General features: G+C 60.4%; 16 protein-coding genes, 3 tRNA genes and 1 pseudogene. 16 read left to right on the forward strand and 4 right to left on the reverse strand.

Features of this window, described 5'->3' with window-relative positions; genetic code table 11:
- Together yidC and katG are read left to right on the forward strand one after the other, a co-directional pair.
- Nucleotides 1-1,522: membrane protein insertase YidC (gene yidC, locus ACTHJ1_RS00510; protein WP_440186330.1), on the forward strand; the 1,522-nt coding region annotated here is incomplete at its 5' end.
- Between the two features lie 237 nt (nt 1,523-1,759).
- Nucleotides 1,760-3,913 (forward strand): catalase/peroxidase HPI, encoded by a 2,154-nt coding sequence (gene katG, locus ACTHJ1_RS00515; protein ID WP_440186332.1) that lies wholly within the window; start codon nt 1,760-1,762, stop codon nt 3,911-3,913.
- Between the two features lie 12 nt (nt 3,914-3,925).
- Here the strand turns inward: katG and ACTHJ1_RS00520 are convergent, their stop codons facing one another.
- A complete protein-coding gene (locus tag ACTHJ1_RS00520; RefSeq protein WP_440186334.1) occupies nt 3,926-5,131 on the reverse strand; it encodes a M20 aminoacylase family protein in 1,206 nt (401 codons plus the stop codon).
- A gap of 144 nt (nt 5,132-5,275) precedes the next feature.
- Between ACTHJ1_RS00520 and mnmE the strand changes: the two genes are divergently transcribed.
- Entirely contained in the window at nt 5,276-6,646 is a 1,371-nt protein-coding gene (gene mnmE / locus ACTHJ1_RS00525) for a tRNA uridine-5-carboxymethylaminomethyl(34) synthesis GTPase MnmE (protein WP_440186336.1), read from the forward strand.
- 202 nt (nt 6,647-6,848) lie between these two features.
- Nucleotides 6,849-7,217 (forward strand): hypothetical protein, encoded by a 369-nt coding sequence (locus ACTHJ1_RS00530; protein ID WP_440186338.1) that lies wholly within the window; start codon nt 6,849-6,851, stop codon nt 7,215-7,217.
- 100 nt (nt 7,218-7,317) lie between these two features.
- Here ACTHJ1_RS00530 and ACTHJ1_RS00535 read toward each other — a convergent pair whose 3' ends face one another.
- Both ACTHJ1_RS00535 and ACTHJ1_RS00540 read right to left on the reverse strand, forming a co-directional pair.
- Nucleotides 7,318-8,700, reverse strand: coding sequence for an MFS transporter (locus ACTHJ1_RS00535; protein WP_440186340.1), 1,383 nt, complete (start codon nt 8,698-8,700; stop codon nt 7,318-7,320).
- Nucleotides 8,701-8,768: 68 nt separating this feature from the next.
- A complete protein-coding gene (locus ACTHJ1_RS00540) occupies nt 8,769-9,707 on the reverse strand; it encodes a 2-hydroxyacid dehydrogenase (RefSeq protein ID WP_440186342.1) in 939 nt (312 codons plus the stop codon).
- 752 nt (nt 9,708-10,459) lie between these two features.
- Here ACTHJ1_RS00540 and ACTHJ1_RS00545 point away from each other — a divergent pair.
- Nucleotides 10,460-10,854, forward strand: a pseudogene (locus ACTHJ1_RS00545) (GGDEF domain-containing protein).
- On the opposite strand, the gene ACTHJ1_RS00550 reads toward ACTHJ1_RS00545, so the two are convergent.
- Entirely contained in the window at nt 10,851-12,017 is a 1,167-nt protein-coding gene (locus ACTHJ1_RS00550) for a pyridoxal phosphate-dependent aminotransferase (protein WP_440186344.1), read from the reverse strand. The pseudogene ACTHJ1_RS00545 and the gene ACTHJ1_RS00550 sit on opposite strands and share 4 nt — an antisense overlap.
- A gap of 261 nt (nt 12,018-12,278) precedes the next feature.
- Here ACTHJ1_RS00550 and ACTHJ1_RS00555 point away from each other — a divergent pair, with 261 nt between their 5' ends.
- The 11 genes from ACTHJ1_RS00555 to ACTHJ1_RS00605 form a co-directional block, all read left to right on the forward strand.
- The gene (locus ACTHJ1_RS00555) at nt 12,279-12,482 is read left to right on the forward strand and encodes a cold-shock protein (RefSeq protein ID WP_019937424.1); all 204 of its coding nucleotides are present in this window, start codon (nt 12,279-12,281) and stop codon (nt 12,480-12,482) included.
- 533 nt (nt 12,483-13,015) lie between these two features.
- On the forward strand, nt 13,016-14,935 hold the full coding sequence (mnmG, locus tag ACTHJ1_RS00560; RefSeq protein WP_440186354.1) for a tRNA uridine-5-carboxymethylaminomethyl(34) synthesis enzyme MnmG: 1,920 nt from the start codon (nt 13,016-13,018) through the stop codon (nt 14,933-14,935).
- Nucleotides 14,935-15,609, forward strand: a complete 675-nt coding sequence (gene rsmG / locus ACTHJ1_RS00565; RefSeq protein WP_440186356.1) for a 16S rRNA (guanine(527)-N(7))-methyltransferase RsmG — start codon at nt 14,935-14,937, stop codon at nt 15,607-15,609. Before mnmG ends, rsmG begins: the two co-directional genes overlap by 1 nt.
- A 48-nt stretch (nt 15,610-15,657) precedes the next feature.
- Nucleotides 15,658-16,470 (forward strand): ParA family protein, encoded by an 813-nt coding sequence (locus tag ACTHJ1_RS00570; RefSeq protein ID WP_440186346.1) that lies wholly within the window; start codon nt 15,658-15,660, stop codon nt 16,468-16,470.
- Nucleotides 16,471-17,268 (forward strand): GNAT family N-acetyltransferase, encoded by a 798-nt coding sequence (locus ACTHJ1_RS00575; protein ID WP_440186348.1) that lies wholly within the window; start codon nt 16,471-16,473, stop codon nt 17,266-17,268.
- Nucleotides 17,269-17,291: 23 nt separating this feature from the next.
- The gene (locus ACTHJ1_RS00580; RefSeq protein ID WP_440186350.1) at nt 17,292-18,206 is read left to right on the forward strand and encodes a ParB/RepB/Spo0J family partition protein; all 915 of its coding nucleotides are present in this window, start codon (nt 17,292-17,294) and stop codon (nt 18,204-18,206) included.
- Nucleotides 18,199-19,203 (forward strand): asparaginase, encoded by a 1,005-nt coding sequence (locus ACTHJ1_RS00585; RefSeq protein WP_440186352.1) that lies wholly within the window; start codon nt 18,199-18,201, stop codon nt 19,201-19,203. Before ACTHJ1_RS00580 ends, ACTHJ1_RS00585 begins: the two co-directional genes overlap by 8 nt.
- 72 nt (nt 19,204-19,275) lie before the next feature.
- Nucleotides 19,276-19,362: transfer RNA gene (locus ACTHJ1_RS00590), tRNA-Tyr, on the forward strand.
- A 111-nt stretch (nt 19,363-19,473) separates the two neighbouring features.
- Nucleotides 19,474-19,547, forward strand: a tRNA-Gly gene (locus ACTHJ1_RS00595).
- Nucleotides 19,548-19,592: 45 nt separating this feature from the next.
- Nucleotides 19,593-19,667 (forward strand) — tRNA-Thr (locus ACTHJ1_RS00600).
- 106 nt (nt 19,668-19,773) lie between these two features.
- A partial coding sequence (locus ACTHJ1_RS00605) for a GTP-binding protein (protein ID WP_238874694.1) occupies nt 19,774-19,913 on the forward strand: 140 nt, incomplete at its 3' end.

Consider the following 19,913-nt stretch of genomic DNA (forward strand, 5'->3'; position numbering starts at 1 on the left):
CGTCCCCAGCGCCTCGGCCGGCGCCGCACAGGCCGGCAATGTGCCTGCCACGACGGCCACGGCTACCGCAGCCGACAGCTCGGCCCCATCGGCCCGAATCGTGGTCACTACCGACGTGCTGCGCCTGACTTTCGACACGACCGGTGCGCAGCTGGTACATGCCGAAGTGCTCAAATACCCCACCGATGGCCAGCCCACGGTACTGTTCGATCGCTCGCCCGCGTCCACCTACGTGGCGCAGACGGGCGTGGTGGGCGCGCCGGCCAATGCGCCGGGGTTCCCCACGCATCTGACGCCGTTCCACCTGGTCTCCACCCAGCTCGATCTCACCGGAGACAAACTGCCCATCACCTTCGAAGCGGAGTCGGGTGGCCTGAAAGTCACCAAGACCTACATCCTGCATCGCGGCAGCTACGACATCGACGTGCGTAACGACCTGACCAACACGGGCACTGCGCCGCTCACGCCTTCGCTGTATCTGCAGCTCGAGCGCGACGGTAACGACCCGGTGGGCACCACGCGCTTCTATCACACGTTTACCGGCATGGCGATGTACTCCGAGCAGGGCAAGTTCCAGAAGATCGCCTTCTCGGACATCGAAAAGAACAAGGCCGACTACACCAAAAAGGCCGACAATGGCTGGATCGGCGTGGTGCAGCATTACTTCGCCACCGCCTGGATTCCGCCTCAAGGCCAGCAGCGCGCCATCGACGTGCTGCAGGTGCAGCCCAACCTGTACGCGATCCGCACCGTCGAACCGGTCGGTCAGATCGCCCCGAACTCCACGGCCAGCGTCGACGCGCACCTGTGGGTCGGTCCGCAAGACCAGAAGGCCATGTCCGCCGCCGCCCCCGGCCTGGACCTGGTGGTCGACTACGGCTGGGTCACCATCGTGGCCAAGCCGCTTTTCAAGTTGATGACCTGGCTGCACACGCTGATCGGCAACTGGGGCTGGACCATCGTCGCCCTGACCGTGCTGATCAAGGCCGTGTTCTTCCCCCTGACAGCCGCCAGCTACAAGTCCATGGCCCGCATGAAGTCCGTGGCGCCGCGCATGCAGCTGCTCAAGGAACGCTACGGCGACGACCGCGCCAAGCTCAATGCGGCCATGATGGAGATGTACCGCACCGAGAAGATCAACCCGCTGGGCGGCTGTCTGCCCATGGTGATTCAGATCCCGGTCTTCTTCGCGCTGTACTGGGTGCTGCTGAGCAGCGTGGAAATGCGCGGCGCTCCTTGGATTCTCTGGGTTCATGACCTGTCCGTGCCCGACCCCTTCTACATCTTGCCTGCGGTAATGATGGGCACCATGTTCCTGCAGCTCAAGTTCAACCCCAAGCCGCCGGATCCCATGCAGGCCAAGGTCATGATGTTCATGCCCCTGGTGTTCGGCGCCGTGATGTTCTTCGCCCCGGCGGGCCTGGCCATCTACTACTGCGTGAACAACACGCTGTCCATCCTGCAGCAGTGGACCATCACGCGCGGCCTGGCCAAGCGGGCATCGAACGCGGCCAATAGCTGACGCCCACGCGGCAGCTCTCCCGAAAAATCGGGCCGACCTCGGCGGGTCGGCCCGATTTTTTTTGCCCGCCCAACACAAGGGCGTTAGTCAAATACGTCGGATCATTTGCGCACGATTTAGATTTTCTAATATGCCGCCATGAAGTAAATCAATTTCTCCTGGTCATCCATCGCTCCTATCATGGTTGTGTCTTTCCCTGCCGCAGGCCTGTGCCCGGCTTCACGAATGGAGCAAGCGATGACCGACAATACTGCTAAATGTCCCTTTCACCACACAGCGGGTGGCGGCACGACCAATAGCGACTGGTGGCCCCAGCGGCTGCGCGTCGATCTGCTCGGCCAGCACTCGAACAAGACCGACCCGCTGGGCGAGCAATTCAACTACGCCCAAGCGTTCAAGACGCTCGACTACGATGCACTCAAGGCCGACCTGCGCAAGCTGATGACCGATTCGCAGGAATGGTGGCCCGCCGACTTCGGTCACTACGGCCCGTTCTTCATCCGCATGGCCTGGCACGGCGCGGGAACCTATCGCACCGGCGACGGCCGCGGCGGTGCGGGCCGCGGCCAACAGCGCTTTGCGCCGCTGAATTCCTGGCCCGACAACGTCAATCTCGACAAGGCGCGGCGCCTCTTGTGGCCCGTCAAGAAAAAGTACGGTCAAAAGATCTCCTGGGCTGACCTTTTCATGCTCACCGGCAACGTCGCGCTGGAAACGATGGGCTTTCGCACCTTCGGCTTCGGCGCCGGCCGCGAAGACACCTGGGAGCCCGACAACGACGTCTACTGGGGCGCCGAGACCGAATGGCTCGCCGGCACCAACAATCCGCACAGCCGCTATTCCGGCAAGCGCGATCTGGAAAACCCGCTCGCCGCGGTGCAGATGGGCCTGATCTACGTCAACCCCGAAGGCCCGGACGCCAATGGCGATCCGCTCTCGGCCGCGCACGACATTCGCGAGACCTTCGCCCGCATGGCCATGGATGACGAAGAAACCGTGGCGCTCATCGCCGGCGGCCATACTTTCGGCAAGACGCACGGCGCGGGCCCCGCTACGCACGTAGGCCCCGAGCCCGAAGCTGCGCCGCTGGAGGCGCAGGGCCTGGGCTGGGCCAGCAGCTATCGATCGGGCAAGGGAAGCGACGCGATCACCAGCGGCCTGGAGGTCACCTGGACCAAATCCCCGGCACAGTGGAGCAACGATTTCTTCGAACTCCTGTTCAAGTACGAATGGGTCAAGACCAAATCGCCCGCAGGCGCGATTCAGTGGAAAGCCAAAGACGCCGAGGCCGTCATCCCGGGCCCCGCGCCCGACTCGCCCAAACGCAAGCCCACCATGCTCACCACCGATCTGTCGCTGCGCATGGATCCGGCCTACGAGAAAATCTCGCGCCGCTTCCTGAACAATCCCCAGGCTTTCGCCGACGCCTTCGCCCGCGCGTGGTTCAAGCTGACCCATCGCGACATGGGCCCCAAGGCCCGCTACCTCGGCCCCGAGGTACCCAAAGAAGATCTGATCTGGCAAGATCCCTTGCCCCGCGCCACGCATCATCCCGGCGCGGCGGACATCGCCGATCTCAAAGCCAAGATTGCGGCATCCGGCTTGTCGGCATCGGCATTGGTCGCTACGGCCTGGGCCTCGGCATCGACCTTCCGCGGCTCGGACAAGCGCGGCGGCGCCCACCGCGCGCGCATCCGTCTGGCGCCGCAGAAAGACTGGGCCGTGAACAAGCCCGTTCTCGCGACGCTGGCCAGGCTTGAAGAAATCCAGAAGGCATCCGGCAAGGCATCGCTGGCCGACGTGATTGTGCTGGCGGGCGGAGTAGGGATCGAAATGGCAGCCAGGGCCGCAGGCGTTGCCGTTTCGGTACCTTTCGCCGCGGGCCGGGTAGACGCGTCGGCGGAGCAAACCGACGCGGTTTCTTTCAACGTGCTCGAACCGATCGCCGATGGTTTCCGCAACTACCTCAGGGGCAAGAGCAGCGTGCCGGCCGAAGCCCTGCTTATCGACAAGGCCCAGCTGCTGACGCTGACCGCGCCGGAGCTGACCGTGCTCATCGGGGGCCTGCGCGCCATCAACATCAATGCCGATGGCGGCAAGCACGGGGTCTTCACCGACAAGCCGGGCGCGTTGACCAATGATTTCTTCGTCAACCTGCTCGACATGGGCACGCAGTGGCAGCCCGCCGGAGACCTCTTCGAAGGCCGTGACCGCACGACGGGCGCCGTAAAGTGGACGGGAACGCGTGTCGACCTGGTGTTCGGCTCGAACGCGATCCTGCGCGCGCTGGCTGAGGTTTATGCCAGCGCGGACGCCGCGCAGAAGTTCATCGACGACTTCGTTTCGGCCTGGGTGAAGGTGATGAATCTGGATCGCTTCGATCTGGCTTGATCGCAGCGCTGGTCAGGCCTTAAAAAAGGCCTCGACCAGCTTCACCCAATACGTCGCCCCCACCGGCAGCAGGGCGTCGTTGAAGTCGTAGTTGGAGTTGTGCAGCTGGCACGGCCCCATGCCGTGATAGCTGCCTTCGCGATGGTCGCCCTCGCCGTTGCCCAGAAACAGGTAGGCGCCGGGGATCTTTTGCAGATAGAAAGAGAAATCTTCCGCGGCCATCAGCTGCGTCGTGTTCTCATCGACGTTCTCGGCGCCGAAAGCCTCACGCGCCACCTGCGCGGCGAACGCCGTTTCTTTAGTGTGATTGACCACCGCCGGATATGCGCGAAAGAACGTCAATTCGCCCGTCGCGCCGTAGACCTGCGGCAATGACGTCACGATGCGCTGCATGTCGCTCTCGATCTGATCCAGCGTCTGGGTCGTGAACGTGCGCACCGTGCCACGCAACACGACTTCGTTGGGAATCACGTTGTACGCATCCCCTGCGTGAATCTGCGTGATCGACAGTACGGCCGGGTCGAGCGGGTCGCGCCTGCGCGAAATGACCGATTGCAGGGCCTGCACCACCTCGGCCGAGATCACAATGGGGTCGATGCCCCGATTCGGCATCGCGGCATGTCCGCCCACGCCGCGGATGACGATGTCCCAGCGATTGCTGGACGCCATGAGAGGGCCCGCGCGAAAGCAGAATTTATTGGTCGGTTGACCCGGCATGTTGTGAATGCCGAAAATCGCGTCGCAGGGAAATTTCTCGAAGAGACCCTCTTCGATCATGACCCGCGCGCCGGCGTGACCGCCTTCCTCGGCCGGTTGAAAAATGAAATTCACCGTGCCGCCGAACAATTCGCGATGCTTGGCCAGGTACTGCGCTGCGCCGAGCAGCATGGTGGTATGACCGTCGTGGCCGCAGCCATGCATGCGGCCGCTGAAGGTCGAGGCGTGGGCAAAGCGGTTGAGTTCGGGCATGGGCAGCGCATCCATGTCGGCGCGCAAGCCCAGGGCCTTTTGCGATGCTGCGCCCGTGCCGCGCAGTACGCCGACCACGCCCGTCTTGCCTAGCCCGGTATGTACTTCCAGCCCCCACGCCCGCAAGCGATCGGCCACCAATTGAGCGGTGCGGGTTTCTTCGAAAGCCAACTCGGGGTTGGCATGGATGTCGCGCCGAATTGCGATGAGCTCGCCGCGCGCGCGTTCGATTTCGTCTAGGGTCTTCATAAAATTTCCTGTCTGGCAACGCACTGCTGTCCTACATCATAGTCATGCATGCCCCCTTGCCGCCAATCCGGGGCAATTTGCCGCGCGCGCCGGTATTTCGGCTTGGGCACGTTATATTTCTTCATTGCTTCTTTTCACGCCATCATGCCCGCATCCATCCCCATCGCCGCCATTGCCACCGCTCCGGGCCGCGGAGGAATAGGCGTGGTGCGCGTCTCGGGCGGCAATCTGGCCCCGTTGGTACTGCGTCTTTTCGGCCGCGTGCTCATCCCGCGCCATGCCCACTACCTGCCGTTTACCGCCGCCGACGGCGAAGTGCTGGATCGGGGCATCGCGCTTTTTTTTCCTGGGCCTCACTCCTACACGGGCGAAGACGTGCTCGAACTGCAAGGCCACGGCGGCCCCGCCGTGCTGAGGCGCCTGCTGGCGCGCTGCGTGGAGGCCGGCCGCGATGACGGCCTGCGCCTGGCCGAACCCGGCGAGTTCACCCATCGCGCGTTCCTGAACGACCGCATGGACCTGGCCCAGGCCGAGGCCGTAGCCGATCTCATCGATGCGTCGTCGGACGCTGCGGCGCGCGGCGCCATGGCCTCGTTGTCCGGCGAGTTCTCAACCCGGGTCAACACCCTGGCCGACCGTATCGTGCACCTGCGCATGCTGGTCGAAGCCACGCTCGATTTTCCCGAGGAAGAAATCGACTTCCTCGAAAAATACCAGGCCCGTCCGACACTCGATGCGCTGGCGGCCGATCTCGACGCGCTCATCAGGCAGGCCCGCCAGGGCGTCATTCTGCGCGAAGGTCTTCACGTGGTGCTGGCCGGCCAGCCCAACGTAGGCAAGTCCAGCCTGCTCAACGCGCTGGCGGGCGACGAAGTGGCCATCGTCACACCCATCGCCGGCACCACGCGCGACAAGGTCGTGCAGGAAATCCACATCGATGGCGTGCCGCTGCACATCGTCGATACCGCCGGCCTGCGCGACACCGACGACGCCGTCGAAAGCCTGGGCATTGCCCGCACCTGGAAAGAAATCGAACGGGCCGATGTCATTTTGCATTTGCAGGACGCCACGCGCCCCGGCGACGCGCTCGATACGGAGATCACCGCGCGGCTGCCGGCCCGCACGCCGGTTCTGGTCGTCTACAACAAGGTCGATTTGCTGCCCGCGCCTTTTGCCGCGCACGCCGGCGGTCATGCCGATGCGGGTGCCCTGGGCATCTCGGCCCATGCCGGCACGGGCCTGGCCGAGCTGCGCGCCGAGCTGCTGCGGCTGGCCGGCTGGAACCCGGGTGCCGAATCGCCCTGGCTCGCGCGCGAGCGGCATCTGCATGCGCTGCAGGCCGCCGCGGAGCACCTGGATTTTGCCGCGCAACATGCTTCGCAGAATGATCGCGTACTGGATCTTTTTGCCGAGGAACTGCGGCTGGCCCATGAAAGCCTGACCGCAATAACCGGCAAATTCACCAGCGATGACCTGCTCGGCGAAATTTTTTCCAGCTTCTGCATCGGCAAATGATCCGATGGCGCGCGGAGAGGATCACAAAACGGCATTGCAAATTTTCATGTCCGATTCTTTAAAGAATCATCAAGTTATTCGGCCAATGTTCTTATTTTCATATCGCGGCTTGACGCCCGACAAAATCCAGCCAAAGATGATGCAATCCTTTCAGCCCTGCGGCCTATAACCCATGCCATTAAAAGTCCGGCGCTCTCTGACCATGCGCAATCTCTGCGGCATCACCCTGATTTCAGCGCTTGCGCTGGCCGCGATGCCGGCAGCAGCAGAGGAATCAATCGACGACTTATGGAGCATGACCATCGCTGCCGCCAACTCGATCGTGGCGCAGGCTCAGGCCAACAACGATAAAAAAGCCATGGGTCTCATCGTCGACGAAGTGCAAGACTGCATGACGCGGGTCAACGATGCGCTCGCCGCTCAATCAAAACCCGACAGCATCGTCAGGGAATGCGCCCGCAAGGTCTCGAACGACGTCTGCACCGGCGCCGGTTTTGCAAACACGAGCACGGCGGCATCCATCAAAACCACGCCTCAATGTGAAGACCTCGCCGATTCGGTGAAGATGTAGTCCGGCCCGGACTTTCTCCTGCCTATGCATAGGCAGCTCGGGCGCGCGTTTCGTAGTCGACTCCAACAGCCAGCTGCCGCTTTTTTCGATCTCTTTGAAATCAAAGATTCGAGGTCTTCCTGCTTGTTATCGTGGCGGCCGCGATCGCCGCAGCCACGACCATCGATGCCGCCCCGATCGTCGTCGACGCTTTCAATCCTGTGACGATGTGGTTCGGTTCGTCACCCGCCAGCGCCCCGAAGAGCGCCACGCCGATCGCGCCGGCGGCTTGCCGCGCGGCATTGAGCACTGCTGCGGCAACACCGGAACGCGCGCGTTCGACATTGGCCAGTACTGCCGTGGTCATCGCGGGCACGCCCAGCCCCATGCCGCCCGGAATCATGACGAAAGCGACGGCCAGCTGCCAGTAGGGCGTCGTCGCCGTCGCAACCAACGTCAGCAGTAAAAATCCGACGGCGTCGATCAGGGCGCCGATCGTCATGGGAGCGCGCGATCCGACGCGCCCGACCCACCAGCCGCTGATGATATTGACGAACAGAAACGTTGCAGTAAGCGGCAAGAATGCAATTCCCGACAGCGCCGGCGTATAACCCAGCACGCGTTGCAGATAGAGACTCAGGACGAAAACGGCACCGTAATAGGTGAAATTGGCGAGTGAACCGAATCCAACAGCACCGCAGAAAATCCGCGACTTGAACAAAGACAGTGGCAGCATCGGCGCCTGCATCCGCGCCTCCCAGCGCACAAATGCAATGGCGGCAGCGACACCGGTCAACGCGCATGCCCCTACAAACGGGTTTTCAAAGCCCAGGGGCTTGGCTTCGATCACCGCGCCGATGATGGCGCTCAGCGCAATGATGCCGAGCAACTGGCCAACCACGTCGAAACCTCTCCGGATCGGCGGTCGTGGCGTTTCTTCGCATCGTAGCGTCAGCAATACCGCAATGACGCAGATGGGCAAGTTGACCAGGAATATGCTGCGCCAGCTCGTCACGCCGATCAAAAGGCCGCCCAGGATAGGTCCCGCGGCAACGGTGATCCCACCCACTGCCGTCCACCAGGCCACGGCCATGGCACGGCGCTCGGGCTGGGTCGAGGCGGCGTGATTGATGAGCGCGAGCGAGCAAGGCAACATCACCGCGGCTCCCAGGCCTTGCAGCATGCGCCCGGCAACCAGCAAAGAAACATCGGAAGAGAAACCGCACACCAGCGACGCCAGCGCAAATACGACAATGCCGCCAATATAGGATCGCTTGGCCCCCCAGCGGTCACCGATATATCCTCCGCTCAACAGCAAGGCGGCAAATATCAGGGCATAGGCGTCGACGACCCACTGCAGGCCGTCGACGGCAGTGCCCAGTTCTTGCGCTATCGTGGGCAGCGCGACATTGACGATGGTCACATCGAGCTGAATGATGCCAAAACCGAAGCTGGCCGCAATGGTCGTGGTAATGATGGAGGCGGGGTTTCGGCGCGTTTTCATGACGCCATAGTAGTGATTGCCTCGGAGGCAAAGCTTCGGGCCGAACCGAAGCGTGTGCAATATCCGCGTCAAAGCGGAACGGCAGACACCAGCGCTTGTCCGGAGAAGTGCCTCGTCGCGTTGTCGACGAATCTTTGATACGACGCTTGCGCTGCCTCGGGAGAGGTTCCTGCCAGGTGCGGCGTCAGCACCACGTTATGCAGATTCCTCAACGCCTCGGGCAGCTCCGGTTCGCCCTCGTAGACGTCGAGCCCGGCGCCGGCGATCCCCCCTTGCTCGAGCGCAGTTGCCAAAGCCGCCGTATCCACCACGCTGCCGCGCGCCACATTGACGACGAACCCCCCAGGCCCCAACGCCTTGAGCACGTCGGCATCGACCAGATGATGAGTCGCCGCACCGCCCGGCGTCACTACGACCAAATAGTCCGACCAGGCAGCCAGAGCTTGAGCGCTGTCGAAATAGGCATAAGGTTCGTCCTCGATGCGGCGGCGATTGTGATAGCCGATTTCCAATTCGAATCCCAGCGCGCGCCGGGCAATTTTGCGCCCTATGGTTCCCATACCCAGAATACCCAGGCGTTTGCCCGAAAAATTAGGCGGAGCCGGCAAGGCATCTCGCCAGCCACCGGCGCGTGTATGAGCATCGAGAAAAACTAGACCGCGCACGGCGGCCAACAACAGGCCCATGGCATGATCGGCCACGCAGCTGTCGTTGGTGCCGGCGCCATTGCCCACAGCAATACCCCGCCTGCGTGCAGCGGTCAGATCGATGTTTTCATAGCCTGCGCCCAAAGCACAGATCAATTCCACCTTGGGTAGAACTTCCAACAGCTCTGCGCGGCAACCGACAGTGCCGTTCGTCAATACCGCCCGGACATCGGCATATTCGGCCAACCGCTCAGGCGTCTGGTCGCGCACACAGGGAACATGATGAATGTCGAAGTGTCTGGCTATCATCTCCCGGTATTCATCTTTTACGGGAACAAGCACCAGCAATTCGGGTTTCATGACGACAAGGATAGACGGCGCCCGGAACGGGCAATGTCGTCAGCATGTCAGGATCGTCGCCCGTTGTCGACCCGCGTCCTTATGACGCGCCGCCGCTGCCATACTTGTGGATAACTAGGGATAAGGTCTATGGTGCGCAGCTGTGCACAGCATGTGGACCCAAGTTGAACAAGCGTCCGTTTTTCAGGCTCGCCAAAATGTTGTTCAACTTTGACCTTGCTGAAAAAACCCCTCGCTACACAGGCAAATTTGCGCGTAAGCTATTGAAATATTTATGGTTTTTTTAGTTGATGGAGTTGTCCACAGACACTCACCACCACCACCAAATAGATATAAAGAAAACATAGGATAAAAGATAGAGTCGCCAGCCCATCGCGCGTCAATCAGGTTTGATCATCATCAAACGAACGGCTTGGAAGATTCATCTGAAGTGTTCGTTACGCGTAGGTCCTGCTGATATGCCGACGTAAACCGGGTGGGCGACGATGCCATACCGACTGAAATCTCTGATAGCATCCACCTTCGCGATAAGTGTCGCCGTCGGAGTTCTTGCGCGGTTGATGGCCACATCCGCGCATGTGTCCTGTTTCAGGGCAGGGAAAGAGGCGCTGAAGCGGCGCACGCGTGTAGGAGCGAACGCGTCGCCTTATTGGCGAAAGCAGACGGCATGACGAGGGTGGACAATCGCTATGCCCTCGATGACATCCTGAGCCGGGAGTGACACTGCGCAAAGCGTGTTCTCTCTGCTGTTCATGGATATCGATTGGTTCAAGGCATACCACGACACCTATGGCCACCGAGCGGGCCACAAGGCGTTGATGGCGGTCGCTGGTGTCATTTCGGACACTGCGCGTCGGCCCTCGGGATATCCGGTCCGATATGGTGGTGAAGATTTTGTTGTCGTGTTTCCGGATATCGACCCGGAGAGCGCATGGCGGAGAGAGTCCGCATGGTGGTCGGCGATCTAGGCGACGACCATGCGGGTAGTCGTTATGGTCACATCACCATCAGCATCGGCGTGGCAGTATGGATGCCCGGAAGCGATAGCGATGCTAGTTCGCTGGTCGGTAGCGCTGACAAGGCGATGTACGGCGCCAAAATGGCCGGACGTAACCGTGTCGTGCGGTTCGAAGATATCGCTGCCTAGACCCGCTGTAGTTTTTCTATCGCCGCGTCCAGCGTACTTTCTTTCTTGGCGAAGCAGAAACGCACGAGCTGGTGATTCGATTGAGGCGCGTCCGGCTCGCGATAGAAAGCCGATACGGGAATGACTGTGACGCCGTGCGTTACGGTCAGCCAGCGGGAAAATTCGGCCTCGTTTTCGTCTGAAATTTCGCGGTAATCCGCCATCAGGAAAAACGTACCAGGGCTTGGCAGTACCTTGAATCGGCTGCCGGTCAGCCCCTGGGCGAGGCGGTCGCGCCGGATCTGATAGAAATGAGACAGCTCCAGGTAAGGCGTGGGATCGCGCATGTACTCCGCCAACGCAAACTGCATGGGCGAAGAAACAGTAAATACGATGAATTGATGGATTTTGCGCAACTCGGCGCTCATGATTTTGGGAGCGCAACAATAGCCGACCTTCCATCCCGTGGCGTGATAGGTCTTGCCGAACGACGAGATTACGAAGGCATGGTCCGACAATAGTGCACGGGTAGCCACGCTGCGATGGTGTTGCCCATCGAACACAATGTGTTCATAGGGCTCGTCGGACAAGAGCAGCACGCCGGTGTCGCGGACGATATTTTCCAAAGCATCCAGATCGCTGTCTTGCAGAATGATCCCCGTAGGATTATGGGGAAAATTCATCATGATCAGTCGAGTGCGGGGTGTGATGGCGTCGCGAACTTGCTGCCAGTCCACGCGAAAGCTGGGATCTTCCTGGGTGGGGGCCCGCAATGGAACGGTTACCGGAATGCCGCCCGCCAGGCGGATGGCCGGTAGGTAAGAGTCGTAGCAGGGTTCGATAACCACGACTTCATCACCGTTGCCGACACAGGCCAGTACGGCGGCCATCAGCGCCTCGGTTGCACCGCTGGTTACCGTGATTTCGGAGTCGGGGTCGTAGGTCCGTCCATAGAGCGTCCGGACTTTGTGCGCGATGGCATGGCGTAGGGGAGGCACGCCTGTCATGTATGGGTACTGGTTATGGCCTTCGGCCATGGCTTTGGACACCAGCTGACAAAGGGCGGGGTCCGGGTCAAAGTCCGGAAAACCCTGACCGAGATTGATTGCCTGGTGTTCCTGAGCCAGACGGCTCATGATGGTGAATATGGTCGTACCGACATCGGGAAGTTTCGATTGCAGCATGAAGTTTTAACGTACTTTGGGAATAGGGGACTTAGCCTGTGATGATAAGTCGCGAGTCCGAGGTGCTGGGTTATTTGGTTCCGCCTTGGCGATATATTGAAAATGACCTAGGGAAAGTATCTAGTGTCCCATGCTTGGCGGCTGAGTATGCTCACTTTTGCAGTTGACTCAAGAAGTGCGCAAGTCCGTTTGGTGTACTGGTTTTGGCGTCCTTGATTCATTTGCGTATTTTGTTTTATCCATCAAGGGCGCTATAGGAAAATGGCAAAAGGTAAAGTCAAGTGGTTCAACGCCGATAAAGGTTATGGGTTTATTACCCCCGACGGCGGTGGTCCGGAAGTCTTCGCACACTTTTCGGCTATTCAGGGTCGCGGCTATCGCAGCCTGAACGAAGGCCAGGAAGTCGAGTTCGAAGTCAAGGATGGTCCGAAAGGACCCCAGGCGGCTGAAATCAAGCCGCTCTGATCGCAGGAATCCCGTTCCTGCTTGCCAGCGTCGTCTGGCTGCAACGCCCCAAGGCCTTATGGTCTTGGGGCGTTGTCACTTTCGTGGCAAGGAAAATCTTGTGGATAAGTCGTGTATAGCTTGGGATAAGTTGGGATAACTTCGCGCAGGAGGGTAGGGAATCTTGTGGAAATTCCAATATGAAAGCTGTGATCGGGGCACTTGTTCACACTCGCGATTGCGCGGCAGATCGCAATGTGCCGGTGCCTTTCCCGGGGGAAATGATTCGAGCATCTCAGGATTTCGGTGCGGTGCAGCATAAGTCGGAGAGTTATTCACAAAGATATCCTCAGCGCGTGTTGCTTTGAGTAGATCGTCGATTACATCCATGCTGTAGATGGGTTCAGGCTGTGGATAGGGTTGGCTAGTTGCGGTGAATGCGGCGTTGTTTCACGTGAAACAGTGTCTTCGATGGGAATTTCAGTGTTTCACGTGAAACAGCAATCTCCTCAACCTCTATAATGAAAACTGATGCTCTTTCACCTTTACCCATTATGGATTTCCCACGCAAATTTGATGTGATTGTCGTTGGTGGCGGTCATGCAGGTACAGAGGCTGCCTTGGCTTCTGCGCGCGCTGGCGCGACGACGCTTCTGCTTACCCACAATATCGAGACGCTGGGGCAGATGTCCTGCAATCCTTCGATTGGTGGCATCGGCAAGGGACATTTAGTTAAAGAGGTGGACGCCCTCGGGGGAGCCATGGGTATCGCCACCGATGAGGCAGGAATTCAATTTCGCATACTCAATAGCTCCAAAGGTCCGGCCGTACGGGCAACCCGTGCTCAGGCAGATCGCGTACTGTATCGAAAGGCCATACGCGGACGTCTCGAAAATCAACCCAATCTCGGGCTGTTCCAACAGGCTGTCGATGATTTGATGGTCGAAGGCGATAAGGTCGTCGGCGCAGTGACGCAGATAGGACTCAAATTCTGGGCGCACACCGTAGTGCTAACTGCCGGGACCTTCCTTAATGGACTGATCCATGTCGGGCTGCAGAACTACTCGGGTGGCCGTGCAGGGGATCCGCCCGCTATCTCTTTGGGTGCGCGGCTCAAGGAACTCAAACTACCTCAAGGTCGGCTGAAAACGGGAACGCCGCCGCGCATAGATGGTCGGACCATCAACTACAGCATTCTGGAAGAGCAGCCGGGGGACATGAACCCTGTTCCGGTATTCTCTTTCATGGGTAGTGCTGCTATGCATCCGCGGCAACTGCCTTGTTGGATTACCCATACCAATAGCCGCACTCACGACATTATTCGTGGCGGACTGGATCGTTCGCCTATGTATAGCGGAGTGATCGAAGGTGTGGGCCCGCGATATTGCCCGTCTATCGAAGACAAGATTCATCGCTTCGCCGATAAGGAATCGCATCAGGTTTTTCTCGAACCAGAAGGGCTGGATACGCATGAGATCTACCCCAACGGGGTGTCTACCAGTTTGCCGTTCGATGTCCAACTGGACTTGATCCATTCCCTGCCCGGCCTGGAGCACGCTCACATCTTGCGCCCCGGCTACGCGATCGAGTACGACTACTTCGACCCTCGTGGGCTAAAGTCCACCCTGGAGACCAAGGCTATCTCAGGCCTATTTTTCGCTGGCCAGATCAACGGGACGACCGGCTACGAAGAAGCCGCGGCTCAGGGGCTGTTGGCCGGAATAAATGCAGCCCTTCAGGCGCAAGGCAAAGAAAGCTGGACGCCACGCCGTGACGAAGCATATCTGGGTGTGCTGGTCGATGACCTGGTCACGCGCGGTGTCACCGAACCCTATCGTATGTTTACTTCGCGCGCCGAATATCGCCTGAGCTTGCGCGAAGACAATGCCGATCTGCGGTTGACCGAAATCGGCCGCAAGCTGGGCCTGGTCGATGACGCTCGCTGGGATGCATTCAGCCGCAAGCGCGATGCCATCACGCAAGAGTTGGAACGACTCAAATCTACCTGGGTCAATCCACGCCTGATGCCGGTCGAGACGGCCGAGCCTTTGTTGGGCAAGGCGATTGAGCGTGAGTATTCACTATCAGACTTGCTCAAGCGTCCCAATGTCAGCTATGCCAATCTGATGACGGCCAAACAGGCCGACGGCAGTCTGTTGGCGGGTCCCGGTCTGATTCACGACGATACCTTGGCCGAGCAGATCGAAATCCAGACCAAATATGCCGGCTACATTACGCGTCAGCAAGACGAGGTGCGCAAGCATACCGAACATGAACAGCAGCCTATCCCGGCAGACATCGATTACGACGCAGTCACCAGCCTGTCGTTCGAAGTGCGCCAAAAGCTCAAGATTCACAAACCGGAAACCATAGGGCAGGCGGGCCGCATTTCCGGCGTCACTCCCGCGGCGATCTCGCTCCTGCTCATCCACCTGAAGCGGCGGCACTACGGCGCTCGCAAACAGGCGGCATGATGCAGAGCACCCCGATATCCGGCGACTTCGATCGTCGGCTGATGCAGGCTTGTCAGCGGCTCGATCTGCAGACGACGCAGGCGCAGCGCGACAAGCTGCTGCGCTATGTCGAGCAAATGCAGCGCTGGAATCGCACCTACAATCTCACGGCGATGCGCGATGCCGATCAGATGCTGGTGCACCACGTATTCGACAGTCTGGCCGCAGTTCGACCGATCGAAGCGCAAGCCGCCGCGCGCCCGCTGCGCATCATGGACGTGGGCTCCGGCGGAGGATTGCCGGGCGTGGTGCTGGCGATTCTGCATGAAGTCTGGCAGGTGCAATGCGTCGATGCCGTGGATAAAAAAATGGCTTTCGTGCGCCAGATGAGCGGTGCGCTGGGTCTGCCCAATTTGCAGGCCTGTCATGCACGCGTCGAAGCCTTGCCGCCATCCGGCTGCGACATCGTCATTTCTCGCGCCTTTGCATCGCTGCTGGACTTTGCTAACTTGGCGGGTTCGCACGTATGCGAGCAGGGCGCTTTGCTCGCCATGAAAGGCAAGACACCGGAAGACGAGATCGCCGCCTTGCACACGCAAGGCGTCTGGCAAGTGCGGCGCATCGAAACGTTGCGGGTACCTGACCTCGACGCGCAACGTTGCCTGGTGTGGATGCATCGCACCAAGCAAATCTGAACACTCAAAAGCAAATCCCCGCTACGCAGCAACCCCGACAGGAATTCCATGACTGCCTCCGTGTCCCAGATCCAGCCGATCGCACAAGTCTTCTGTATTGCCAATCAGAAGGGTGGCGTCGGCAAGACGACGACCGCCATCAATCTGGCCGCAGGCCTGGCCACGCAAGGACAGCGGGTGCTGCTGGTCGACCTGGATCCGCAGGGCAATGCCACCATGGGCAGCGGCATCGACAAGAGCACACTCAAGGGTACGCTGTATCAAGTGTTGATCCGCGAGATGACCATCGCCGAGGCACGGGTGCATTCCGAAGTGGGCGGATACGATGTATTGCCTGCCAATCGCGACCTGGCCGGTGCCGAGATCGATCTGGTAGATATGGAAGAGCGCGAGCGGCAGCTTAAAGGAGCCATTTCCCAAGTTGCCGATCAATACGATTTCATCCTCATCGATTGCCCGCCCACGCTGTCGCTGCTCACGCTCAACGGCCTAGTGGCCGCCCATGGCGTGATCATTCCCATGCAGTGCGAATACTTCGCGCTGGAGGGCCTGTCCGATCTAGTCAACACCATCAAGCGTGTGCATCGCAATATCAACGACGAGCTGCAGCTCATCGGCCTGCTGCGTGTCATGTTCGATCCGCGCATGACATTGCAGCAGCAGGTTTCGGCCCAGCTCGAGTCCCACTTCGGCGATAAGGTGTTCAAGACTGTCGTACCGCGCAACGTACGCCTGGCCGAAGCGCCGAGCTATGGCATGCCAGGCGTGATCTACGATCGCAGCGCGCGCGGCGCACAGGCTTACATCGCCTTCGGCGCCGAAATGATCGAGCGCGTGAAAGCCATGCGCAGCGGTGCCTGAATGCGGGAGCGTCAAAGTTCGCCCGACGCGGGACAGATCGCCCGCATAGAAGAAGCGTCGCTCAACGCCACGGTCGTGCCCGAGCAACAGCTCTACAACGGATGGGTGGTCCGATGGGCCGATTCCGCGGCCAAGCGGGCTCGCAGCGTCAATATCCTGGCGCCGTCTTCGGTGCCCTTGGACGAACGCCTGGACTATGTGGCCGGAATCTACAAGCGGCATAATCTACCCCTGCTTTTCCGGGTTGCCGACGCGTGCCCCGACGTCATGCTGGAAAGCGATCTTGCAGCACGTGGCTTCGAGGCGTTCGGGCATACACTGGTCATGACCGCGTCCATGCGGCAAGCGAACGACATTGCCGCGCAGCAAGAGCGGGGTGCCAGACAACTGCGCACGGTCGACGAACAGGTGTTCGCGGCACAGGTGGGCCGGATCAAGGGCGCCGACGCCCAGCACATTGCCGAGCATGCGTTGCGCCTGTCCAGTGTAGCGGTGCCCAAGCAGATGCTGTTGGCGTACGACGATCAGGTTTGCGTCGGCGCCGCACTCGGCGTGTTCGACGGCAAGCTGATGGGCATCTTCGATGTCGTCTGCGATGCGGCGCATCGCCGGCAGGGCGTCGCGGCGCAGCTGCTGCGTGCGCAATTGCAAGAAGGCGACAAGCAAGGCTCCACGCAGGCGTACCTGCAGGTCGAGACGGGCAACCAGCCTGCGCGCGCGCTCTATGCCCGCTACGGCTTCACGAATCATCACCAATACTGGTACATGTCGCTGGCCGAAGGCCGGGGCGACCAATAAGCATATCGAGAAAGAGGAATCACATGGCGACGAAAAAACCCAAGGGCTTGGGCCGGGGTCTGGATGTATTGCTGGGCGCCGACATGCCCGCCGTCGACAATCTGGGCAAGGCCGTGCCCCAGAAAGAAGGCCCGCCGACGACGCTGCCCGTCGGCAAGCTGCGCGCGGGCAAATACCAGCCGCGCACCCGCATGGACGAGGGCTCGTTGACCGAACTGGCCGAATCCATACGTGCACAGGGTGTGATACAGCCCATCACGGTCCGTGCCTTGGGCGCCACTGAGCCGGGCGAGTACGAGATCATCGCCGGCGAACGGCGCTTCCGCGCGGCGCAACTGGCGGGCTTGAAAGAAGTACCCGTGCTGGTGCGCGAGGTCTCCGACGAAAACGCGGCCGTCATCGCACTGATCGAGAACATCCAGCGCGAAGATCTCAATCCGCTGGAAGAAGCGCAGGGCGTGCGACGTCTGCTGGACGAGTTCGGCCTGACCCATGAGCAAGCCGCGCAATCCATCGGTCGCTCGCGCTCGGCGACCAGCAATCTGCTGCGCCTGCTCAATCTGGCCGCGCCCGTGCAGACCATGCTGCTGGCCGGCGATATCGATATGGGCCATGCGCGCTCGTTGCTGTCCGTCGATGCGGCCACGCAGATACAGCTGGCCAACCAGATCGTGGCCAAGCGGCTGTCGGTGCGCGAAGCAGAAAAGCTCGTTGCCCGGGTCCAGAAAGAAGCCGAAGCTGCCACGAGCAAAAAAACCAGGAGCGCTTCGCGCGATGTCACGCGGCTCGAAGAGGCCTTGTCCGATCATCTGGGTACGCGGGTGACGCTAAAGGTCGGCGCCAAGGAAAAAGGCCAAATCCTTATCGATTTTCATGGTTGGGAACACTTGAACTCGTTGCTTGAACGCCAAGGCCTGTCGGGAGCGCTCGATGCTTGAACAAAATTTGCCCTGCATCGCGCTACTCGCCACGGGCGGCACCATTGCAGGCGCCCAGGCCCAGGCCAATGCCGCGGGCTATAAGTCGGGCGCTCTTCCGATCGGAAATCTGGTCGATGCCGTGCCCGGTCTGACCAGCCTGGCCCGGATACAGGCCGAGCAGGTCGCGAGCATCGGCAGCCAGAACATGAGTCACGCCGTATGGGCGAAGCTCGCGGGGCGCATTGCCGAGCTGGCCGACGACCAGGCCATACACGGCATTGTCGTGGTGCATGGCACCGATACGCTCGAAGAAACCGCGTATTTTCTGAGCCTGATCGCGCATACCGACAAGCCGCTCGTGCTGGTGGGCGCCATGCGCCCGGCGACGGCGCTGGGGGCGGAAGGCCCGGCCAACCTATATAACGCCGTGGCGCTGGCCGCCAGCGACGCGGCGCGCGGCCGCGGCGCGCTGGTCGTGATGAACGAAGACATCCATTACGCGCGTGAAGCACAAAAGATCGCCAGCATGGGCATCTGCGCCTTTGACTCGCCCAATCGAGGCAGGGCAGGCGTTATGCACGGCGGCGAGCCGCACTTTTATTCACGCAACACGACGCGCCATTCTCTGGACAGCGAATTCACGCTATCCGCGCTGCAAGCCGCAGGCTGGCCACGCGTGGACGTCGTTTATGCTCACGCCGGCATGGACGGTCTTCTCGTCGACGCCTTGGCCGGCCATGCCGCAGGCATCGTATTGGCGGGCGTGGGCGACGGCAACGCCACCGACGATGCACTGGCGGCGCTGGCGCGGGCCGCTGCGGCCGGCGTGGCGGTGGTGCGCAGCAGCCGGACGGGCCGCGGGCTGGTGGGGCGGGGTGTCGAGATAGATGATGACGCAATGCGTTTCATCGCTGCGGGCGAACTCAGTCCTCAAAAAGCCCGAATCCTGTTGATGCTGGCCCTGTCCGTCAGTCAAGACCCGGCAGCGTGGCAGCGCTGCTTCGAACAATATTGATCTTAATCGGGGGAATACCCTTCCTCGATTTGACAAGAGTCATCAAGTCACCCATAATTTCAAATTCTCCGCGGAGGGGTGCCCGAGTGGTTAAAGGGGGCAGACTGTAAATCTGTTGGCCTTGCGCCTACGTTGGTTCGAATCCAACCTCCTCCACCAAGAAACCTGCAGGGCATTGTGTTCTTGCAGGTTTTTATGCACGGAGAAAGCCAGATAAGTGCCAGGCATGGCCGACTGGTGCAGGAATAGGGAAGCCTTAGGTGGTATGCCGCGGGTGTAGCTCAATGGTAGAGCAGAAGCCTTCCAAGCTTACGACGAGGGTTCGATTCCCTTCACCCGCTCCAGCAAAGTCGGCATTGCGCGGTAATTGTCTGGGCTATGCAGTACATGCCCATGTGGCTCAGTGGTAGAGCACTCCCTTGGTAAGGGAGAGGTCACGCGTTCGATCCGCGTCATGGGCACCACGAATTCTTTCGTAGTTCTTCATTCTTCACTTCAAGTCTGGTTCGCAGCGGTTTCCCCAGGCGGGAGACTCAGGCGGGCAGAGTCTACAAGGTCCAGGAGTCAGCCATGGCAAAAGGCAAGTTTGAGCGTACCAAGCCGCACGTGAACGTGGGTACGATTGGTCACGTAGACCACGGCAAAACGACGTTGACGGCGGCGATCACGACGGTGCTGTCGACCAAGTTTGGTGGTGAAGCGAAGGGATA

It is taken from the genome of Bordetella sp. (assembly GCF_051960075.1).
GTDB lineage: Bacteria > Pseudomonadota > Gammaproteobacteria > Burkholderiales > Burkholderiaceae_B > Bordetella.

Coding starts and splice junctions, on each gene's coding strand:
- katG (WP_440186332.1), top strand. CDS start 1,760: ATGACCGACAATACTGCTAAATGTCCCTTTCACCACACAGCGGGTGGC.
- ACTHJ1_RS00520 (WP_440186334.1), bottom strand. CDS start 5,131: ATGAAGACCCTAGACGAAATCGAACGCGCGCGCGGCGAGCTCATCGCA.
- mnmE (WP_440186336.1), top strand. CDS start 5,276: ATGCCCGCATCCATCCCCATCGCCGCCATTGCCACCGCTCCGGGCCGC.
- ACTHJ1_RS00530 (WP_440186338.1), top strand. CDS start 6,849: ATGCGCAATCTCTGCGGCATCACCCTGATTTCAGCGCTTGCGCTGGCC.
- ACTHJ1_RS00535 (WP_440186340.1), bottom strand. CDS start 8,700: ATGAAAACGCGCCGAAACCCCGCCTCCATCATTACCACGACCATTGCG.
- ACTHJ1_RS00540 (WP_440186342.1), bottom strand. CDS start 9,707: ATGAAACCCGAATTGCTGGTGCTTGTTCCCGTAAAAGATGAATACCGG.
- ACTHJ1_RS00550 (WP_440186344.1), bottom strand. CDS start 12,017: ATGCTGCAATCGAAACTTCCCGATGTCGGTACGACCATATTCACCATC.
- ACTHJ1_RS00555 (WP_019937424.1), top strand. CDS start 12,279: ATGGCAAAAGGTAAAGTCAAGTGGTTCAACGCCGATAAAGGTTATGGG.
- mnmG (WP_440186354.1), top strand. CDS start 13,016: ATGGATTTCCCACGCAAATTTGATGTGATTGTCGTTGGTGGCGGTCAT.
- rsmG (WP_440186356.1), top strand. CDS start 14,935: ATGCAGAGCACCCCGATATCCGGCGACTTCGATCGTCGGCTGATGCAG.
- ACTHJ1_RS00570 (WP_440186346.1), top strand. CDS start 15,658: ATGACTGCCTCCGTGTCCCAGATCCAGCCGATCGCACAAGTCTTCTGT.
- ACTHJ1_RS00575 (WP_440186348.1), top strand. CDS start 16,471: ATGCGGGAGCGTCAAAGTTCGCCCGACGCGGGACAGATCGCCCGCATA.
- ACTHJ1_RS00580 (WP_440186350.1), top strand. CDS start 17,292: ATGGCGACGAAAAAACCCAAGGGCTTGGGCCGGGGTCTGGATGTATTG.
- ACTHJ1_RS00585 (WP_440186352.1), top strand. CDS start 18,199: ATGCTTGAACAAAATTTGCCCTGCATCGCGCTACTCGCCACGGGCGGC.